Here is a 17,593-nt window from a genome sequence, read left to right as displayed (position 1 = left end):
CGTTGCAAAGGCCCAAAGAATCGGCCCGAGAACGATAATTCCGATAATGAAGGATCCCAGGACGGCGGGTATTTGTCCGCCTGTGCGGTTCGAAAGAGCGCTACTCATGTTAAAATCCTATCCGGTCACGCGGCCGGTTAGCCGGGTGTAAAGAGCACCAAGGGCGACATTGATAATGAGGACGACGATCGAGACGACAGCAGTCGGCCCAATGTTGACCGCCTGAACGGTCCCACGGAAGGCTTCGAAACTGAGCGTGGTCGTCGACCCCAGCGGTCCTCCGCCTGTCATGACAATGATCAGTGTCATCAAGGTCAGGTACATGATGGAAAGCGTCAGCGCCGTGCTGCCCAAGGTGGGAAGAATTTCAGTGAGCGTGACGTAACGGAACTTCACAAACGCGCCACCTCCATCGATCTCTACGGCTTCGTAAAGTTCTTTTGGAATGGACTGCATGGCTGCCGTCGCCATCACCATGACATATGGGAACGACCACCAAGCTGTGACGATGATGATGAGGGGCAAGGCCATTCCTGGATCCCCCAACATCAAACCGGGATCGATACCCAGCTTCTGGATCACGTAGGGTATGGGCCCAAATGATGGGTTGAGGAGCCAGAGCCAGATGCTGCCGACGACCGACATGGATAGCGTCCAGGGAAAAAGGATGAAAACGCGCAGCGCAGAACCTGTAACGCCCGCCCGGTTCAAAACCAGCGCTGAGGCCATTCCAAGGATTATGGCACCGGCCAGAGATCCCCCAACGTAGGTCAGGGAAATTACGGTCGTGTCCCAGAACTCGGATGAGCTTAGAACTTCGGCGTAATTGGCGAGACCAGCAAAGCCAACGAGTTCGTAGTATTTCGTTTTCTGGAAGCTCAACCAGATCACGAAGATCGTCGGATAGAGCGTAACAAGAAACAGGATCAAGATAGCGGGTGTAAACCACAGAAAGGGAGCCCAACTAAAGCGGTTTGCGTCGTCAGTGGCGTCCACAACGTCGCTCGCAAGGTTGGTCCCGCTTTGATCAGTGCTGAGTTGTAGCGGAGGTATCGACATTCGATTACTAATCCCGTGTAGGCGCCTCAGGCAGAGTGGGGTTTTGTCGCGTGCTCAGGACAGGCGACGGCCAGTGCTCTCGCTGAAGAGATGAACGCGTGAAAGATCAGGGGCTACGGTGATGGTCTCGCCGACTTGCGGTAGAACTCGATCACGGAAAATGCAGACGATGGTTTGAGAGCCATGACGGGCAATGATCTGCGTTTCCGACCCTGTTGGTTCAACGACCGTGACGGTGAGGGGCATTCCTCCGTCACTCAGAGCGAGATGCTCCGGACGAACGCCGTAGATCACCTTCTCCGACATATCGGCTATGCTCGCAGGCAGTGGAAGGGTGTGGCCGTCCTCAAGAACGAACCGACCTTGCTCGACTTTGCCTTTAAGGAAGTTCATCGACGGCGATCCGATGAAACCAGCAACGAATATATTGGCGGGGTAATCATAAAGCTCAAGCGGCGCACCGACTTGCTCGACATAACCGTCGTGCATGACGACGATCTTGTCGGCCATAGTCATTGCCTCGACCTGGTCATGGGTCACGTAAACAGTCGTTGTTTTGAGCCGCTGATGCAGTTCCTTGATCTCAGCGCGCATCTGCACGCGCAACTTTGCATCGAGGTTAGAAAGCGGCTCATCGAACAGGAAGACTTGCGGATCACGAACAATTGCTCTGCCCATCGCGACACGCTGACGTTGCCCACCTGAGAGTTCGCGCGGGTAGCGATCAAGGAGTTTCGTGAGACTGAGGATTTCAGCTGCTCGTTGAACGCGTGTCGCCCGCTCCTCGCGGGGCGCCTTTTTCAGCTTCAAGGAGAAGCCCATGTTTTCCGCAACGGTCATATGCGGATAAAGGGCATAGTTCTGGAAGACCATCGCGATATCTCTGGCCTTGGGAGGAACATCGTTGACGGTGCGTCCGCCAATCTGGATCTCGCCGCCTGAGATGCTTTCCAGGCCAGCAATCATCCTCAACAGAGTTGACTTTCCGCAGCCCGAGGGCCCGACCAGGGTTACAAACTCCCCTTCATTGATGTCGACTGACACGCCATGAAGCACGGGTACGGCGCCGTAAGCTTTGCGAACGGACTTGAGCTCAACACTAGCCAACTGTTTCCTCCTGCCGGCCACCGAAGCGGCCACTTCCTTAAGGCGATCTCCACAATCGCTATTGGAACGTTATTCCATTAAGAAAGGCGGGTGTCAACAGAGGTCAGTGATGCGAGAAATACACTGATAGCTGTCGGAGATTTTTAGATAATATTTCCAACAACTTGCGAGATTCTCGAAGTGTTGGCTTGAGCGCTGGGTGAGGCTATCCGATACGGCCAAAGTTGCGAAAGTTCCTCGGCCGTGGCCTTCACCTGTTCCGCTAACTGCGGAAGTACTTGCGGAGAAAAGTGGTGGATCGGCCCAGCGATGCTCACCGTTCCAACAACCTGACCTCCAACGCGAATGACAGCGGCGACAGCGGCGACGCCGGCTTCAGCTTCCTCGATCGCCGCGGCCCATCCCCGTTCTTCAGTCTCATCCAAAGCCGCAGAAAATGTCTGCTTAGACGTGATAACGCGCGGACCACCCAGGTCTGTCCGTCCCAATCCACTGGCAACCGCCCTGGCCAGCGCCTCCTCCCGATCCAGCGTCGCTAGCCAGGCTTTTCCGTTGGCGGTCGTGTGCAACGGGACCTTTGCAACGAGTTCGGGCTGGTAAATCAGGCCGGACCGCATTCCCTGCGAATGGGAGATCCACGTCAAGCCGTCTGGATCCAGGATCGCAATCCTGCCTAGTCCCTTGGTATTGCTGGCTAACCGATCCAGAATAGGTTGGCAGATATCGGGGATTCTTGTCCCGGCCAGCAGGCGCTGGCCCATCACGGCGAGGCGCAACGAAAGCCGGTAGAACCCGTTCTCGGGATCCTGTTCGGCCCAACCCAGATCACACAGACTGTTGAGCAGGCGATGCGCTGCGCTCTTGGGGATGTCCAGTCGACGACTGATTTCGCCTAGCGACAGTCCAGTGGCGTTCTCCGTCAACAGCGTGATGACGTCGAAACAACGGTCTAGAAGGGATTTGACAAGGCGCATGGTATCACGATATCCGGTTTATCGGAACGCTATTCCAATAGCATTACGAGAGGCGTTTCACAAGGAGCCGCTTGACGGCAGTTAAAACATCAGTCCGCGCACCGTCGTCTGGCCACGGCCCTTGATGCGTTTAACCACGGCTCCTCGCCTTGATAAACCTCCAATAATCGGAGTCGAGATGAAGATCGCAGTATTCGACGTCAGCCACTGGCATTTTCCGCTATACATCCCAGCGCTGAAGGATCCGGGTATCGAGGTAATCGGCATATCGGACAGCGCTTCATTCGCCGGGCCTCGTTTTTCCGATCTGCTCAATTGCAAGCTCTATGGTTCCAATGACGAACTGATGAGCCAGGACTTTGACTTTGCGCTCGTGTTTAGCCGTCATTCCGACATGGCCAAACTCGCAGAGAGTCTGATCGCCAAAGGCAAGCCATTTCTTATAGAGAAGCCATGCGGGGTGAATCTCGAGGAAGTTCGTCGTATCCGCAAACTTTCGGAGAAGCATGGCGTCTATGTGAGCGTGCCTCTCATTATGCGCGTGAGCGACCTGGGCGATCGTCTCTCGCCGGCTGCAGGATTCTCGCCAGAGGGTTTCCAGCATCTTTCCTTCAGGTTTATCGTGGGGTCGGTTGCCCGTTATGAGCGAAACGGATGCGGTTGGATGCTTGATAAGGCGCTTGCCGGAGGTGGGTCGATGCTGAACGTCGGCGTTCACTTCATCGACATGATTTCAAACCTGACCCAATCCCCAATCACCCAGGTCTCAGGCCAGGTCCAGATTTATCGACCTGATGTAACAGTTGACGAACAAGCTGTGTTCACCTGCCGCACCGGTTCAGGTCAGATCGGTGTAATCGAGACTGGCTATCTGTATCCCTCCACAGCCAAGGATCAGCGAGACTTTTCGTTCTCGATCTCGCATCGTCAATCTTACATTCGCGGTTACGCGGACCAGTTCTATGCAAAGTCGCGTGAAAACGAGAAGGCTAGGTCGACGACAATCGAATACAATACGGACGAGTATTACCCGGTTTTTCTTCGCCGCAGCTGGGCTGATCTCGCAAAGGGCCGCCCTCCCTTTGCAGGTCTACTCGAGGCGGAACGCGCACTGGCCGTCATCGAAGCGGGGTACCGTTCGGCGGCAAACGGGGGCCTTCCTGAACAGATCGACGCCACTACCTAACTCGCCGCTTAACAGTTGTCTGGCGGCGCAGATGACCCTCAGCTCGAGCTGCAAAAGTCAGCCGCGACGTAGCCCATTGCGACAACGGCCTGGCCTCGGGCGCCCGAGTCTATGACAACCATCCGTTCGCCTTAGATTTTTACGCGGACATCGTATTGCACCATCGGCCGATTGTATGACGAAGCCTGCCATCGAGATCATTGCCAAGGGACTTCACTTTCCGGAAGGCCCCGTCGAACTCCCCGACGGTTCGATCGCCGTCGTTGAGATCGGTCGCGGCAGGATCGTGAGGATCAGGAAAGGCGGAAAACAGGACGTACTGGCGGTCACCAACGGCGGTCCTAACGGGATGGCTTTAGGGCCGGATGGAGCGCTGTACGTTTGCAATAATGGGGGCTTCTCCTGGGAGCAGGAGGGTGATTGGTTGCGACCCGTTGGTCTGGCTCCAGATTACTCCGGCGGATTGGTCCAAAGGGTCGATATCGCTACGGGTGAGGTCACGACCTTGTATGACCAGTGCGACGGCCGAATACTTAGCGGCCCTAACGACATCGTTTTCGATGATCAGGGCGGCTTTTATTTTACTGACACGGGCAGGGTCCGGGAGTTCTACCGGGACCATGGGGCTGTCTATTACGGAAAAGCCGATGGCAGTTCGATAAAGAGGGTGGTGTTCCCACTTCTCGCACCAAACGGAATTGGCTTGTCACCCGATCTCTCGACGCTTTACGTCGCCGAAATGGAAACAGCACGACTGTGGAGCTACGCCATCGCTGGGCCGGGAGTAGTCCATAAAAGACCTTTTCCGAGCCAGAGCGGCGGCGAGCTCGTTATCGGACTTGGCGGCTTCCAACGCCTGGATAGCCTGAAGATTGCGGCTTCCGGTAACATCTGTGTCTCGACCTTGGTGACCGGGTGCATAACGGTGATTTCTCCACAAGGCAAACTGCTTGACCAAGTGTGGATGCCGGAAATCTATCCGACAAACCTCGGGTTTGCAGGCCGAGGATTGCGCGACGCCGTCGTGACGCTATCGCTGACAGGCATGGTTGGCAGACTTCGGTGGCCAGAGAAAGGTCTGAGGCTGCAAAATCAGGGAACTCGATAATCCTGGCACTGCCTCGGCAGAGGCCCGTTTGCAAGAGCGGCAGCTTCTTCATGACCAATGCATTGACGATGGCCCTCCCGACAGGTGCCAGTGAGAGCTTTTGAAGCCACCTCAGCTGGAGACTACTGAGCCTGAGCGCAATCCTGTCAGGAAGTTAACTCTGAGAAGCACTCGGATGCTGGCGTTCATCAGGCGCAAGGCTCACTGCACTGCAGACCGCGAATGCACCCTAACATGGCCGTCCGGACGGACCGTCGTGTGTCAACACAGAAATTCCGCGAATATTGTAAGCAGTGCGCGAGCATCTTCATCCAATGGTGGGAGGCATCAGAAATGAACAGGTTCGTCGGTAAGCCGCGGATCGGCGCAATCGGAGTGGGTTGGATTGGCTATCGTCATGCGAAATATTGTGGCTCACACGCGAACTGAAAATCGGGGCTGAACTTGGCGTCCCCAGCTTCGCATCGGGTGACCGGTGCGAATGGCATGGTGAAACGTCCGGCATGCCGGATGGGTGCGCCAAATTGAACGCGACTAAGCCCAAAGCTCACAGATATGGTCGACGGTGAGGTCGGCTTGTCCGGTGATCATGTGCATGCCGGAATGCGTTTCGACATCCCTTGCCGCAGCCAGCGCAAGAAGCCTGGTTGTTTCCGGCTGGGCAATGACTTCAGCGAATGTCATCCCTGGCTGCAGGAGATCTGGATTGAGCGGTAGCGCGTCAGTATCTTGAAGGCCGAGTGACGTGGCATTGACGACGAGCTGGCCTGCTTCCGGCTCGGCCCTGCCTGCCTTGGCAACTTTTCTTCCAAAATCAGCGTTCACCGTCTCCGCCAGCGCTTCGGCTTTGTCAAAAGTTCGATTAGATACTGTAATGCTGTTTGCACCTGCCTCGACGAGTGCAAACGCTATAGCGACCGAAGCGCCACCGGCTCCGATGATGAGAGCATCGCGACCCTCAATCGAGATTCCCTTCGACTGGAGGCCACGCACAAAACCTCTGCCATCGAATTGGTAGCCTCGAAAGCTACCGTCGCGTTCGCGCCGGACGAAGTTGACAGCGCCGACCCGGGCGGCCACCGGATCGAGACTGTCGCAAAGATCGATGGCCGTCTGTTTGTGAGGCAGAGTAATGCCGAACCCCACGAGGTTCGGCATCGCCCTCAGCCCGGCCCAGATTGTCGTCAGGTCTTTTGCGGGGACATGAAGCGGGACAGACACGATATCTGCTCCGCGTGCCGCGAAAAGAGGATTGACCGCAGCTGGCGACTTAGCTTGGGCGATCGGGTCGCCGATGATGCCAATCAGCTTTGTTGTGCCTCGAATGTTGACGCTCACCACGACAGTTCCTCGCGCTTGAGCCAGACGATGCTGCCGTCTTCGATCCCGACAACGATATCGAGATTTCCGCGGCCCGCCCAGTCGACGACTTCTGGGGAAGCGACATGCATCGCCATCTGGATGGTCTCGTCACGGTGCTTGATGGGGATTGGCAACGCAAAGCGCGGCTCTTCTGGTGTTCCGACGTTGCGGGAGTAGAACAGGCCCGCCTGCTTTGTTGTATTGCGTGGTGCGCCGGTCTTCGGATCCGGTGGCACGCAGGCGCGAGCATGGGTGCCAAAGATCAGATCGGTGCGACCTGAGTCCTCCCAATCGCAAAAGCAGAGCTTCACGCGACCGCGACCGCCGCCGACATCGACCGTAAAGCGCATTGCTTCGCCATCTTCCCAACGTAGGAAACGTTTGTCGACGAGTTCCGTGTCGGACGCCTTCCTCCAGTCACTGAGCACTCCGTCCTCATCCAGTGCGACATAATGGAGGTCGCTGTCCTTGTGCCAATCAACGACCGCCGGTCGAACCCGCCAGACTGTCTTCAAGGGCTTGCCCTTGAAGGTTAGGAACTCCTCCTCGCCGAAGCGCGGCGGCAGGACCTTTTCGCCGGTGTTTCGGAATAGCCGATGACGGCCTGTGACGTCGCTGACCAAAATGTCCATGCTGCCATTGCCGGTCCAATCGGCAAGGGTCGGGCAGGAATAGCCGAACATTTTTTCCGACGGCCCCTGGATAGAGCCCGTCAATCCGGCTGCAAGCCGGATCGGCGTGTCGCCACCCTTCAGCATGACTTCCTTGTCGAGATAAATGATCCCGTCTTTTTCCCGGCTCTGGTAGAAGAGCAATTCGCCTGTGCTGTTGCCAACGATAAGATCGTAGTGCCCGTCACCGCTGAAATCATAGGCCGCGGGGCTTGGCAGGATACCCGCGTGAATCAATGGCTTCGTGGTCTCGATGCGACCGCGCTGCTCGAAACGTGGAAGTCCGTCTTCGCCATCGCCGACGTTCTTGAGGAAGCTGATGTATCCATCCTCGGCGCCGTAAACGATATCTTCGCGACCGTCGCCATCCCAATCGACGACGCAGGGGAGATGGATGCACTGTTCGAGTTGCAGAACCGTGTCGTCGACACCGCGGACCAGGCTGGTCGGCTCGAAGGTTCCGTCTTCGCGCTGCCGGGCAATATGCAGGATATTCCAGAACTCGCCTGCGATGATGTGTTGCTGCCCAGTCCCGAACTGGCCGAATGCGGGCGCCAGCTGCCCATAGACCTCAAGTGGCGTTTCGCCGGCGATGAGGGCATGACCCTTTTCCAGCACGGGAGCTGCGAGCGTACCGTTGTTCTTGAATGCGTACAGGAAGCCACGCAGCGGACCGCCGAGCCAACGTCCGGCGTCGTCATAGCCACGATAGCCTTCATCGTTCCATTCCAGACCGTTCGGCCAATAATCGTTCCAGTAGTCGCTACCGACGATGAGTTCCGCCACCCCGTCGCCATCGATATCGTGGAACCGGGCCATATGGAAATATTCGTTACCCTTGACCCAGTCGGCATCGAGGTCAAGGCGCACGGGGTCGCCAAATTCAGGCGCGCCTTTTTTTCCAATGTTGGGAAACACATAAATCTGCTTGCGCAGGCGCGACGCGGAGACAAGATGGAAAACATCTCCGTCCTTAACGGCCGTCACGTAGCCGCGGACGCCTTCGACAAGTTCTTCTTTACCTAGGACAGGTGTGCCGTCAGGATTGGTGCCGATTTGGCGACGCAAGAAGACGCGACCGTCGTAGCAGGCGTCCCATGCAGAAATCAGCATGTCCTTTGTACCTGTGCCGCTCCAATCGACGATCTCGACACAGGTGATGATCCGACCTGCGACAGCCGCCGACTTGACGTCCGGGTGGTATTTCAAAGCCTCCGAGCCATAGTCTGGACCGTGCCAAAGAGTGGCGTCGTCCTCCCATCTTGTTACGCTCATCGCAAACCCTCTCTTACTTGGGGATTTAATTGGAAATGATTTCTAAAACGAAAATACCTTTCAAATCTACTGGAAAATTGAGTGAGGCGCGCCTTCGGGTGCGAAACATCGGCACGGTGATAGATAGGGAGGAAGAGGCTGATGTCCGGCAAAGAGCAGAGGATAGACGCGAGTGTGCTCCCAATCAGCCTGCGTTGCTGGCGGGCTGGCAGTGGACAAGCTCGAGGGCGCGGAGAGGCGCAGAACCGCTTCGTGAGGGCACATGATGAGGTCTGCAATGCCAGAGCTCGGTGGTCCTTGCAGATCCAGCCGGACGTGATCATGCTTGAAAGTAAGTGTAGACGCAGCTACCGCACAGCGCCGGTTGCAACGATCAGTGGCGTCATGGTTCGCTGACGAACTCGCAGAGGCCAGATGTCGCTCAGTTCTTCCGCAGCCTTTTTGAGGGAGCGAACTAAGTCGGGCCAACGATCTTCGGTTATGCGCATAAGAGGTCCCGCAACGGAGATCGTTCCAGCGACCGGCGCTTCAGCATCAGAACTCGTTCGAAAGGGAACCGCAACTGCTGCGGTACCAGCCTCACCCTCCTCGACAGAGGTTGCGAAGCCCCGCTCCCGGGTTTCATTCAGTCGGACTCTGAGTTCATCGATCGATCGAGCAGAATTGGGACCAAGCTTTCGTTTGGCCGCAAAACCGCGAGAATAGACAATCTCCAGTGCGCGTTCTTCAGGCAGGGTGGAAAGCCACGCCTTTCCATTCGCCGTTGCGTGAAGAACGATTTCTTGTCCCATGTCCGGATCATATCGGAGGCCGGTTGTCGCTCCTTGTGCGCGTGCCACCCATACCAAATCCTGACCTTCCAGGATCGCTAGACGGCAATATTCTTGCGTTTCCGCAGCCAACCGATTCAGGACAGATTGGACCACGTCGGGGACGTTCCGGGCATCGAGATTCCGGAACGCCAAGGCGCTCAACCGAAGAGAAAGGGCATAGTTTTGGCTCGCGGCATCTTGGGTCACCCAACCGTGGCTAATCAGCGTAGTCAAAAGGCGATGGACCGCACTCGCTGGCATATCAAGACGTCCAGCGAGGTCGGACAACTCGATTGATCCTGCTTCTCCAGCCAACACTTCCAAAAGCGTCAGGCATCGTGATACGGCTGCGACGGTCAAACCGTAATCTCCTTTTAGTGAAGCCTATAAGGTTTGTTTCCAATATGGAATAGGCTTCCACAACAGATCCATTTGTTGTCGCAGCTGTCAAGTCTCGGTTTGTTTGGTCCGGGGGCTCGAGCCGGACAAGTTCGGAATGCTCTTTGAGCTTGATGAAAATAGAAATGGATTCTAAAAGAAAAAGCAATTCTGATTATAAGCGAAGCGAATGAGAGTGAGAACTAACGGATTGTCACGGTGATGTGCACTTCGATTGCAGACGAAGATCACAGCGATCGCTCATTTTGGCGCCGCCGGCGAGCAGCAAACGAGGGGTTGGTAGTATGATCGTCACGTTCGGATCCATAAATGTTGACCTCATCTACCTGGTCAACGAGATACCTCAAGCGGGTCAGACGGTCTTAGCCCGCGGATCGCGAACGGAGGCTGGAGGGAAGGGGGCTAACCAAGCGCTGGCAGCTGCGCGGGATGGCGCAAATGTCGTCATGACCGGGGCGGTGGGTAACGACGCCATGGCCCCTATCGCCCTTCAGAATTTGGAAAGCGAGGTCGATATCCGCCGTGTGGTCCGATCGAACGAGCCTACCGGCTCCGCCGCAATAATGATTGATGCCGATGGCCGCAATATGATCGCAGTCGCAGCAGGCGCCAATCTGGCAGCCCAATCCGATAGCGTTGAAGATGAGCTGCTTCGTAACGCAAGTTACGTCCTGATGCAGATGGAGAACGACGCTATTCAGATTGAAAATCTAATCAGACGGGTTTCCAATCATCCCGCAAAGTCGATTCTCAACCTCGCTCCTGCCTACCGGCTAGATCGCGACCTTCTCTCTCTCGTCGATATCGTAATCGTCAACGAAGACGAGGCCGAAGCTCTTTCCGGTTGGCTTGGTTGCGAGTCGACCGCGAGATCGTTGTCCGAGTCTCTCGACACCGGTGTCTTACGCACCATGGGAGGAGAGGGAGCCGAAGCGTTCATCGATGGCGAGAATGTAAGGGTCCCAGCGCTGCGCGTTGATGCTGTGGATACGACCGCAGCTGGTGATTGTTTTGTGGGCGTCCTCGCGTCGGCTCTCGATCGAGGCCTCTCGCTCGACGCGGCGATGCGACGAGCCGCGAAGGCCGCTGCGATTGCCTGCTCGCGTCCGGGAAGCCAGTCGAGCATTCCTTACAACGACGAGACAGATAGTTGGACCTGAGAAAAGCCAAGGGCAAGCACCTGCGTGTACCCCATCGAACTTGACTCAAGACACTACCACTACAGGCGACCTGCAATGAGCTATCCAGCATTTATCTCGACGGTGTTCATTCTCCTACTAAGCCCCGGCCCGACCAATACGTTGATGGGGTTGGCATCGGCACGCAACAGTTTTTGGGTCGTTCCGAGACTACTCCCCGCCGAATTGCTCGGTTACCTTACTATGATCTTGCCCCTTACGTGGCTTGGGGGAGAGCTGATCAGGCGTTGGCCGGAAACTGCTCTGGTGCTGAAGGCCGCAGCGGCGATTTGGGTTATGTATCTCGCAATAAAGCTTTGGGTGGCGGGAAACAAAGATGTATCGGACCGCTGCGTGACCGCTCGACGCATATATGTGACGACGACGCTCAACCCCAAGGCCCTTGTGTTCGGACTTGTTCTTCTACCTCCGCCGAGCGCGTCGGACTTCCTGCCAAAGCTTATCATTTTCGTTGCCTTGGCAAGCATAGTTGCCGTGATTTGGGGTTTAATAGGCAGGTTGACGCAGGTCGGTCCGCGAAGCCATTGGCGCCTGATGATACTTCAGCGGACCGCGTCCGTATGGCTCGCTATCGTGTCCTGCACGGTTGTCGCGGGGCTGTTTCAAGCCTAGGACCATTAAACGATCGGGTCTGAGTCCGCATTCGACTATCTTACAATAGTGACGTTGCGAGTTCGAACTCTTCAGTCGAGGTTCAGGAGACCCAGTCTACTCGAGGTGCCTGGTTGACACAGACATTCAACGCAAACGATTATCCGGCCATACGAACTACTATGGAGCATCATGTCTACATTGGGGAGACGGTTTGACACGTGACATTTGGTTCGGCGCTGCGGCAGCCTCTAACAAAAATTCCATAAATAGGCATGCCTCACCTTCGACTTATCAAACGCTTAACTCATCTGCGTAAGGCGCCGACGGTTCGTATCCTTTCAAGGCGAACGATGTGCACTGAAGCTGCGCCTCTCATGTGCGCGCGAATTCTAGCAGCGGGGCGATATTATGGTTGTCGGCTGCGCGAAGGGCTGCGACGTAGCGAGTCCGCAGCTCACCGACATCGGCCAGAGTTCCGCCGCCCCAACTGAAACGCTCGCTGCCAAGGCGTTCGATCAGAAGATCGGCCGCCAAGCGAGCGTGACGGCCATTTCCGTTTGGAAATGGGTGGATCGCGACCAGGCGATGGTGAAACCTGATCGTAATTTCATCCGGCGAAAATGTCTCATGCTCCACCCAATATCGGACGTCGCTTAACAGGCTCGCGAGCTCCGCGCCGATACGGTAGGCTTGGACACCGATGTTGCGCTCCGTCGTTCGGAAGGTGCCGGCCCATTCCCAGACTTCGCCAAACATCCGCTTGTGCAGTGTCCGCATAAAGTTCTCGCTGAGCATTCGTTCAAGCGATACGCGCCGGCGACCGCGCGCCCAGGCCGCACCCTCGACGATGTTTTCCTGCTCTGCCTCGTTGAGATCACGGCGGTGCGTGATCCATGTCTGAAGCAGCCCCTCTCGCTCATGCGGTTCAAGGGGCGTTGCGCCCTCAGGCTCCTGAAACAGGTCCGTCATGTCTCGTTCCAGAGGTCGCGCTCGGAGAGCTTGTCGCGAATGTATGCCTGGACGCGCGATTCGAAGTCCGCTTCATCCGTGCCCTGAGCTTCGAGCCGCATTGTATGCGCGACGCGCTGAAGCTCGCGCGTTGCGATTTTCCTCGCGCGCGCCTCGACGACAGCCCCGAGTGAACTGTTGGGTACCAGTGCGTAGACGAGGGTGCAATCCATCGCCTCAGCTGCACGACGTAAGGTGTTAAGTTGGATCGTGCCCGCGGCTTCCGACTTCTCTATCGCTTCTACGGTTTGGGGCCGCACGCCAATGCGCGTGCCGAGCTGCGCACCCGTCATCCCGAGCGCGTCGCGTAGTGCGCGCACCCATCCCTTCGGCGGCGCCCTGAACCGGTCGATCGGTTGGAGCGCTCGAAGTCGTTCATCGAGTCGCAGGCGCCCCCTCTTTCGACTGTCGCTCTTCATTCATTGCCCTCAGACTGTAAGCTGATCATGAGACAAAAATATCAGAATACAGACTGATTATCAACGGCAACACACAGTCTATAATATGATTGGAAGATTCAAAATATCAGGCTGTATTCTGTGAATCAAGAATCAGAAATCAGGCTGGAGTCTGGCGGATATCGGTTTGTGCCTATTTTGTTCTGTGTTATAACAGTCGCCTGGGCGGGATTTTGCCGCAACCGGAATGACGATGACCGCAAACGAACTGGTCAGGCCATTCAACGATCGCCCGGTCCTGTTGCAGGAAAGCGAATGGGAGCGTTGGCTCCATGGAACGATCGAGGACGTTATCGAATTCCAGTTTCGCGAACCGATGCATCGGAGCAGCTGAGCATTCTGCACACCGGCGATCGATGGCAGAGTGGCATTCCGCCATGCGACCCGTCTTCTCGGCGCCCAAAGACCGTGCTTATATTGTAGCTTGTCTCAGGATCGGCCACCTTCGAAAGGTTTGCTCCATTTGCAACTCTAAGATGATAGCCGATTTGCCGTTCGCCTCGGAATGCGCATGGTGAGGGGGCTTGCCAACGCTGATGTTCTGCGAGAGATGTAGTCCATCACCTCCATTTGTTTGGCGAGAGGCGTTCTCACATCTTCGAAGAGCCACTCGTCGTAGTCGACCAGAAGCGGCGTTAACATTACTGGCTCAAATCCTTGTCGGCGTGCGTCCGCGACGAGTTGATCCACCAGAACATGGCTATAAAGACGGAATAGACTGAACCATTCGAGGTAACGGCTGAACATGCCAAGGTCGACGAAAGCACGCGCACTTGCAGCCCGAGCTTCGATCATAGTCAGGGGAGCAACTGCGCTCGCGCGTACTGTCCCAGGCTTGCCTCCGATGACGAAGTCCAGAAACTTCATTTCTCCGCTTTCCGGTGGAGCGGCATCATGCTCCCCAGCGGTTCCCATGGTCGCAGGACCCCGGTTGCGGCTGCGCCTGTCAATCTCGAGGAGAAATCCTGCCATATCCTCGATGGCAGCCTGGCGCGCCTGCTCTCGATTTGCCGCAGTTCTTTCCGGATGAGCCTTGTTCGTCAGCACACGGATTTCCTGATCAGCGTCAGGTGCTGTGTTGGTTCCGAGGAGGCGCAAGGCCAATTCGATAGCGACATCTATAGCGTCGGGATCCCATACCCCCATGACATGGAAGGACTGCTCAGGGTAGTTTTCGAAAACAACTTGCCGCAGGAAGCGGGTGGTGGGTAGGTCGGAAGCGTTGAATAGATGACAATGAGCGTCGATAAGAGGCTGCCCCTTGCCGGGCGCAGTCGGCGTTGCATCATCACTCGTGCATCCTGTCGAAAGCGTAGCTCCGAATAACGCGCTCTGTCGCAGGAAATCTCTTCGCAGCATGAATGGCTCCCCCTCAGAAGTCCGGACATGCAACCACAGGGTCAGCGGCTTTGCAACTACTGGCAATAACGAGGCAGGACGCCCAGCACGAGGCACCTTTTTACCAAGCGACTTCGTAGATCCTCGCGGCATCCGACAGCGACACCGTGCGCGGATTGTTGACCAGCAAGCGGGTCTGTTCCATCGCACTTTCCGCTAGCAGGGGAAGCCCGTCCTTGGGAATTCCGACATCGCGCAGGCGTACGGGCAGGTTGAGGCGCACAGGCAGTATTGCCAATCCTTCGATGAAACCGGAAAGCCGCTCAGCCAGACCGGCGGGCCCAAGATGAGGAAAGAGGCACGGCGCCAGTTCGGCATAGGCATCACCACACACCGTCGCGTTGAAGCGCAGCACGTGCGGCAGAACCAGGCTGTTGGAAAGGCCGTGCGGAACGTGATAGCGGCCACCGATCGGGTAGGCGAGAGCATGGACGGCAGCGACCGGCGAATTGGCAAAGGCCTGACCGGCCAGCATCGCGCCGAGCAGCATCGCCTGCCGGGCGGCCAGATCGGTTCCTCTCATCACTGCGATCTCTAAATTCGCCCCGAGAAGCCGAAGGGCCTCCTTGGCAAGGGAACGGGAAACCGGATTGTTGTTTGCACTCGCGGAGGTGAAAGCCTCGATGGCGTGCACCATGGCGTCAATCCCCGTTGCAGCCGTCACGGCTGGAGGCAGGCCGAGGGTCAACTCCGCGTCGAGAAGCGCCGCATCCGGCAGCAGGACTGGCGATACGACGCCTTTTTTCTCGTATGCGCCCGTGGTGACGATGGAAATCGGTGTGACTTCGGAGCCGGTGCCTGCCGTTGTGGGTACAAGCACCAGCGGCAAGCGCTGCCCGCTGACTTTGCCCACTCCATAGATATCATCGAGTGCATCGCCGCTTTTGCAGAGCAGAGCCACAAGTTTTGCGACATCAAGCGACGAGCCGCCGCCGATGCCAAGTACACCCGTCGCGCCGAAACCGATCGCCTGCGCCACAGCGGCATGAATGATGGCGTCCGGCGGGTCGGCGACAACACCGGTGAAGATCGATATTTCAGCGCCGCCGTCCGCAAGGCTTGCCAGGGCCGGCTGAACGAGCCCCGCTTTGACGACCCCATCGTCCGAAATCACCATGACGCGCGGTCCAAGCCGGGTTTTCGTCAGCTCCGAAAGCCTCGTGATGCAACCCGGTCCCGCGATGATCTGCGGGACGGTCGCGAATGTGAATGTGGACATCTTGCCGGTCTCTCACTGATGCCATTTGACGAGCGGCTGATAGTGATGCGGCTGGCGCATGACGACAAGATCCTTTCGCCGGACGATGTTCGTCGGATACGGCGTTTCGAGATTGGTGGTGTCGACGGTTGCTGCCGCAATCCCGTCCTCGTCCAGGATTACCGATTCCTGGCGCGGAAAGGCAAAGGAATCCGGCCCGAACACCGCACTCTTGCCCAGGTATCCCCGCGCCGCATCCAGGACATTGGCGAAGGCGAAATAGACGTTGTTCTCGCCGCCGCGCACGCGCAACGCATGCCAGTGGTAGGGATCGGCGCCCTTGGGGATCGGATAGTTATGCGGAATTTTCGTGCCGTTGTGGCTGCCGGTGAAAGTGCCAGCTATGGCTGATGGGCAAGCGACCACGTCGCATCCCAACAGCGCGAGCGAACGGATGGCTTCCGGATAGAGCGCGTCGTGGCCGATCGCCAGACCGACGCGGCCGATCGCCAGATCGTAGACTTTCCATTCGTCGCCGGCCGTCGCCCAGCTGTCGGAAATGCCGAGATGCGTCTTACGGTAGCTTCCCACAAGCCCCTCGGGGCCAGCGAGAACCGCACTGTTATAAACCTTGTCCCCATCCGCCTCGGCAAATCCGGCGACAAGATAGAAACCGAGCTTCATCGCCAGATGAACGAAGGCCGATACCGTCGGGCCCGAGAGCAGCTCCGCCCGGCGTTGCGGCGCCTCCAGTCCGGTCAGCGACAGTTCCGGGAAAACCAGAATGTCCGGCGCTGTTGTTGCCTTCGCCTCGGCTGCCAGATCGGCGATGCGGGCGAGATTGTCTGCGACGACGGAGGAGGGGGCGAACTGGGCGACGGCGGCACGCGATGCGCGTCCGCGCGGGATCGGCTGGTAGCCATAGAGACGGAAGTAGTCGCCCGGGTTCCAGGTGAAGCTGTTGGTCATTATGTTCATGTAGAGTTCGGGCCGGCGGGACTCAAACACCGGTTCGCACAGGACCTCGCGGCGGCGGGCAAGAGCGAGATCGATAGTGCCATAGACGATCCCGTCGCCCGTATCGATGGATGCGGCGACCGTGCCGTCGGGATCGATCACGCAGCTTCCGCCGGAAAACTGCACGGTTCTCTCTAGTCCCCAACGGTTGCTCTCGATGACATAGCAGGCGTTTTCGAAGGCGCGATTGATCCAGTAGGGTGCCGGCGTGCGCTCCTGCAGCCAGTTGGAGATATGGCAGATGATGTCGGCACCCGCGAGCGCCTCCAGACGCGCCGTCTCGAAGAAGTGCAGATCCATGCAGACCAGCATCGAGATCCGGCCGATCTCCGTTTCGAATACCTCGTGGACGATGTCACCGTTGGCAGCCCATTTCGGCTCCGCGATATAGGGATGTGATTTGCGATGCCGGCCAACGACGCCCTCAGGGCCTATCAGCACGGCGGTATTGTAGTAGAGTTCGCTCGCCGGGTCGACTTCCGGCATGCCGACGACGATATGGCAGCGGTGTTTGCTGGCAATGGCCTGGAAAACATCCGTGGTCGGTCCGGGGATAGTTTCGACGAAAGGTTTCACTTCGGCTCTGTCGAACCAGCAATAGCCGGTCGTGCCCATTTCGGGGGTGACGATCAGGCGCGCGCCTGCCTCCGCTGCCTCCTCGCAAAGGGCTGCCAGCCGGCTGATATTGCGCGCCTTCTCGAACATGGTGGGTTCGAACTGGATGGTGGCGGCGGTGTAGTTTTGTGTGGATGTCATTGTCGTTCCCAT

General features: G+C 57.3%; 16 protein-coding genes. 5 read left to right on the top strand and 11 right to left on the bottom strand.

Annotated elements, in window-relative coordinates; all coding sequences use genetic code 11:
* Nucleotides 1-117 precede the first annotated feature (117 nt).
* The 3 genes from MOV76_RS01975 to MOV76_RS01965 form a co-directional block, all read right to left on the bottom strand.
* Nucleotides 118-996, bottom strand: a complete 879-nt coding sequence (locus tag MOV76_RS01975; RefSeq protein ID WP_247263677.1) for a carbohydrate ABC transporter permease — start codon at nt 994-996, stop codon at nt 118-120.
* A 117-nt stretch (nt 997-1,113) separates the two neighbouring features.
* Entirely contained in the window at nt 1,114-2,166 is a 1,053-nt protein-coding gene (locus MOV76_RS01970) for an ABC transporter ATP-binding protein (protein WP_258719687.1), read from the bottom strand.
* 143 nt (nt 2,167-2,309) lie between these two features.
* Nucleotides 2,310-3,140 (bottom strand): IclR family transcriptional regulator, encoded by an 831-nt coding sequence (locus MOV76_RS01965; protein ID WP_247263676.1) that lies wholly within the window; start codon nt 3,138-3,140, stop codon nt 2,310-2,312.
* 178 nt (nt 3,141-3,318) lie between these two features.
* On the opposite strand from MOV76_RS01965, the gene MOV76_RS01960 reads away from it, so the two are divergent.
* Both MOV76_RS01960 and MOV76_RS01955 read left to right on the top strand, forming a co-directional pair.
* Nucleotides 3,319-4,326: a Gfo/Idh/MocA family protein gene (locus MOV76_RS01960; RefSeq protein WP_247263675.1), complete on the top strand. Its 1,008-nt coding sequence runs from the start codon at nt 3,319-3,321 to the stop codon at nt 4,324-4,326.
* A 175-nt stretch (nt 4,327-4,501) separates the two neighbouring features.
* Nucleotides 4,502-5,434 (top strand): SMP-30/gluconolactonase/LRE family protein, encoded by a 933-nt coding sequence (locus tag MOV76_RS01955; RefSeq protein ID WP_247263674.1) that lies wholly within the window; start codon nt 4,502-4,504, stop codon nt 5,432-5,434.
* Between the two features lie 534 nt (nt 5,435-5,968).
* On the opposite strand, the gene MOV76_RS01950 is transcribed toward MOV76_RS01955, so the two are convergent.
* From MOV76_RS01950 to MOV76_RS01940, 3 genes are all read right to left on the bottom strand, one after another.
* Entirely contained in the window at nt 5,969-6,772 is an 804-nt protein-coding gene (locus tag MOV76_RS01950) for a shikimate dehydrogenase (RefSeq protein WP_245472814.1), read from the bottom strand.
* Nucleotides 6,769-8,742: a VCBS repeat-containing protein gene (locus MOV76_RS01945; protein ID WP_247263673.1), complete on the bottom strand. Its 1,974-nt coding sequence runs from the start codon at nt 8,740-8,742 to the stop codon at nt 6,769-6,771. The genes MOV76_RS01950 and MOV76_RS01945 overlap by 4 nt, the downstream gene beginning before the upstream one ends.
* A 347-nt stretch (nt 8,743-9,089) precedes the next feature.
* A complete protein-coding gene (locus MOV76_RS01940; RefSeq protein WP_247263672.1) occupies nt 9,090-9,914 on the bottom strand; it encodes an IclR family transcriptional regulator in 825 nt (274 codons plus the stop codon).
* A 323-nt stretch (nt 9,915-10,237) separates the two neighbouring features.
* Here MOV76_RS01940 and MOV76_RS01935 point away from each other — a divergent pair, with 323 nt between their 5' ends.
* Together MOV76_RS01935 and MOV76_RS01930 are read left to right on the top strand one after the other, a co-directional pair.
* Complete coding sequence (locus MOV76_RS01935) at nt 10,238-11,113, top strand: ribokinase (RefSeq protein WP_247263671.1); 876 nt, start codon at nt 10,238-10,240, stop codon at nt 11,111-11,113.
* 75 nt (nt 11,114-11,188) lie between these two features.
* Complete coding sequence (locus MOV76_RS01930; protein WP_247263670.1) at nt 11,189-11,764, top strand: LysE family translocator; 576 nt, start codon at nt 11,189-11,191, stop codon at nt 11,762-11,764.
* Nucleotides 11,765-12,118: 354 nt separating this feature from the next.
* Here the strand turns inward: MOV76_RS01930 and MOV76_RS01925 are convergent, their stop codons facing one another.
* Nucleotides 12,119-12,715, bottom strand: coding sequence for a mobile mystery protein B (locus MOV76_RS01925; RefSeq protein WP_113544095.1), 597 nt, complete (start codon nt 12,713-12,715; stop codon nt 12,119-12,121).
* A complete protein-coding gene (locus MOV76_RS01920) occupies nt 12,712-13,173 on the bottom strand; it encodes a mobile mystery protein A (protein ID WP_247263669.1) in 462 nt (153 codons plus the stop codon). Before MOV76_RS01920 ends, MOV76_RS01925 begins: the two co-directional genes overlap by 4 nt.
* Nucleotides 13,174-13,405: 232 nt before the next feature.
* On the opposite strand from MOV76_RS01920, the gene MOV76_RS01915 reads away from it, so the two are divergent.
* Nucleotides 13,406-13,546 (top strand): hypothetical protein, encoded by a 141-nt coding sequence (locus MOV76_RS01915; RefSeq protein WP_247263668.1) that lies wholly within the window; start codon nt 13,406-13,408, stop codon nt 13,544-13,546.
* A 137-nt stretch (nt 13,547-13,683) separates the two neighbouring features.
* Here MOV76_RS01915 and MOV76_RS01910 read toward each other — a convergent pair whose 3' ends face one another.
* The 3 genes from MOV76_RS01910 to MOV76_RS01900 all read right to left on the bottom strand — a co-directional run bounded on the left by MOV76_RS01910 (nt 13,684) and on the right by MOV76_RS01900 (nt 17,593).
* On the bottom strand, nt 13,684-14,571 hold the full coding sequence (locus MOV76_RS01910; protein WP_247263667.1) for a hypothetical protein: 888 nt from the start codon (nt 14,569-14,571) through the stop codon (nt 13,684-13,686).
* Nucleotides 14,572-14,671: 100 nt separating this feature from the next.
* Complete coding sequence (locus MOV76_RS01905; RefSeq protein WP_247263666.1) at nt 14,672-15,829, bottom strand: iron-containing alcohol dehydrogenase; 1,158 nt, start codon at nt 15,827-15,829, stop codon at nt 14,672-14,674.
* 12 nt (nt 15,830-15,841) lie between these two features.
* Entirely contained in the window at nt 15,842-17,593 is a 1,752-nt protein-coding gene (locus tag MOV76_RS01900) for a nitrilase-related carbon-nitrogen hydrolase (protein WP_018444507.1), read from the bottom strand.

The sequence above is a fragment of the Rhizobium sp. PRIMUS64 genome (assembly GCF_023006465.1).
Lineage (GTDB): Bacteria > Pseudomonadota > Alphaproteobacteria > Rhizobiales > Rhizobiaceae > Rhizobium > Rhizobium leguminosarum.
Note: the sequence above shows the minus strand (reverse complement) of the source record. Positions and strands in the feature narration are given on the sequence as shown.